The following is a 2,512-nucleotide window of genomic DNA, read 5'->3' as shown; positions in this document are numbered from 1 at the left end:
CGCTACAAGGGATGCTTACAGCACATCCGGAGATATTCTTTCTGTAAGTGATTTTGGCATTGGATGCACTTTGAATAACCCAATACCTCTTGCTGGCACAGGTGTGCTTAAAGAACATTACACAACTGGTTTTTTCCGCCAGAATGGGACTTCTGGTTATGGGCTGTTTGCTGGTATTGGTGGAGGTACCCACTATAATCTGGGCAGCGTGGCTTCAGTGATGTCGTACGTAAACTACACAAGAAACACCATGCAAGTAGCAAAAAATGTTGCTGGTGAAATTTATGTCTATGAAATGTATGGGACTGGCAACACAACTAAAGCCAGCGACGGCACATTGAAAGCCGCGTCGCCAATAGTTAAGTTATTTGGGGATGGCTCCTTCCAGCTCAACGATGAATCAGAAGGCTGTATTGTTAGCCGTTTGAGTGTCGGAGAATACCTGATTGAGGGATGCACTGGCCTGAACGCTGACGCTGCCTGGGGCGGCATAGATGGTGGTTTTGACATACCTACAGACCGTAACAAACAACCGCTGATATGGCTCGATTATGAAGTAAATGCCGATGGTTCAATTCTGGTAAAAACATATCACCGCACGCATCCGGCAGCGCCAGCATTCGCACGTAATGAAATTCCCGGACTGCTTGATGGAAACCCGGTTGATATTCCAGCAGACCAGTATATTTCAGTGCGCGTACAAATGAATCATGAATTTTTATCCTCCTCATCAGAATATGAAATAGTTTGATTCCTCAAACCATTAATATCATTATTTAATTCATTAAGTTGAATAGATAGCTCTTTGATTGCCTGAATGGCAAGGCCCGTCACTGCGTCATAGTTCACGGCATAGAAACGATATTTATTTTCTTCATCTGCACTCAGTGACCCTAACTCGACACCTTCAGGCAATTTTACGAATGAGGATACGGCCTCTGGAAGAACCTCTAGGATTTCTTGTGCAATAACACCGGCGTCTGGCATCAACGTATCTTTCATAACGTAAGTGTAACCGTTAATTTTTTCAATCTTTTCAAGAGCATTAGTAATTGGTTCTATTTTATCTTTCAAATCTCTGTCTGAGCCTGTCACATTTGATGCGACTATGGTTCCGTTTACATTAACAACCCTTGAACCATCGGTATTTTCTTGTGCATAAAAAATATAACCGTTAGGTGTTCCATACTCGATTACGGTTGGTCGGCTACTTTGCCCCCAAAGACGGGTTACCAGATTACTGGATGCTGTCCCCGTATTTGATAATGATAATGATGGCCCAGAAGAAGCATTGATATTAACTGTGGGAGAACTAATATTTACAGGCTTGCTTGCTGCCTGACTATATAAATTAATACCTCCATCAGATCCCAGTGAGATGAAGTTCCCTATTTTCTGCAATGAGAAATAGATATTATCACTGCTTGGGTCTCCTTTCCCAACATACCAGTGAGATACCCCATCGACCATGTGCCTGACGAAACCCGACTGGTTTGCTGCTGTGGATATCTGGAAACCAGGATTACCCACAGAGGTTTCAACTCGCCCGGATACTGTGATCGTTTTGAAGGCTACAGAGTCGCTACTTCCTAAACCGACCTTTGAAAGTAACCGCCTGCCTTACTTGTTTAACAACTCGCGCAATTCTCTAAGCTCTTTTTGAATGTTCAACATTTCCTCACTTTTTGATTCATCTCTCACCCGCAAAGCCTTGATTGCTGCCAGTGCGTCCAGTAGCAAAGGGGTTTGATCGAGGTGTAATAAATCACCAATCTTTTTCACATACTGCCGATCAATAGTCATAATTTGCTGTGACATTATACCTCGGCGTTTTGGCGCTTCCTGGGCTATAAGCTCACCTGTTTCACGGTCTATTCTGGTCTTATCGCCATTGAAAATAAAATTCCAGAATTCCATTTTGTTGATATTCCCGAGAGCAACTTCTAAGTCTAATTTATTTTCTTTAGTTTTTACCGTTTCATCCGATACGGCTGAAGTAGTGAATTCTTTCCATGGGCTAAAGACATTAGCAACAGTGCATCTTAAAAATGCTCTGCCATTCCCTGAGTCAGTTGTGGCAATCTGGCCCCTGTAGTTCCAGCTATTGCCCGGCATCTGAATTATCCCCATGCCTGCCCCAGAACTTGCCGGATTACCAACATTGTCTGAAGTCGCCCAATAGCACCCCGTTTTAAGCTGCGTACCGTTACTGTTACCTGCGGGCATTTCGCTAACCTGATTTGCTCCCCAACCACTATTCGCAGGGGTGGTAACTTCCTCAACATATGCAACGTTTCGGCTAACTCCAGCAGGTGGCATTAGTACAGTGACTGTGGCTTGGCCTGTGGTAACTGCTCTTTGTCTCCATATAAAAGTAAAATTTTTATTGGTTGGGTTTGTTTCGAGGTTAATCCTTGCCCCATTCTCTGTATCAGGAACCGCGGTATTAAATAGAGCCAGTCCTGGGTATCCACCCGATTCAACGTTGATAAGTTTAAATGTTGGTGTAGCA

General features: G+C 43.7%; 3 protein-coding genes. 1 reads left to right on the top strand and 2 read right to left on the bottom strand.

Features of this window, described 5'->3' with window-relative positions; all coding sequences use genetic code 11:
• The coding region (locus ACWWFX_RS25135; RefSeq protein ID WP_473225090.1) for a phage tail fiber protein at positions 1-751 on the top strand (751 nt) is incomplete at its 5' end.
• Here ACWWFX_RS25135 and ACWWFX_RS25130 read toward each other — a convergent pair.
• Positions 709-1,470: a tail fiber domain-containing protein gene (locus tag ACWWFX_RS25130; protein ID WP_473225089.1), complete on the bottom strand. Its 762-nt coding sequence runs from the start codon at positions 1,468-1,470 to the stop codon at positions 709-711. The two genes, ACWWFX_RS25135 and ACWWFX_RS25130, sit on opposite strands and share 43 nt — an antisense overlap.
• Before the next feature lie 150 nt (positions 1,471-1,620).
• A partial coding sequence (locus tag ACWWFX_RS25125) for a pyocin knob domain-containing protein (protein ID WP_473225088.1) occupies positions 1,621-2,512 on the bottom strand: 892 nt, incomplete at its 5' end.

This window comes from Pseudocitrobacter sp. 2023LY-00077 (genome assembly GCF_055796175.1).
This window is presented reverse-complemented; position numbering and strand designations above follow the sequence as displayed.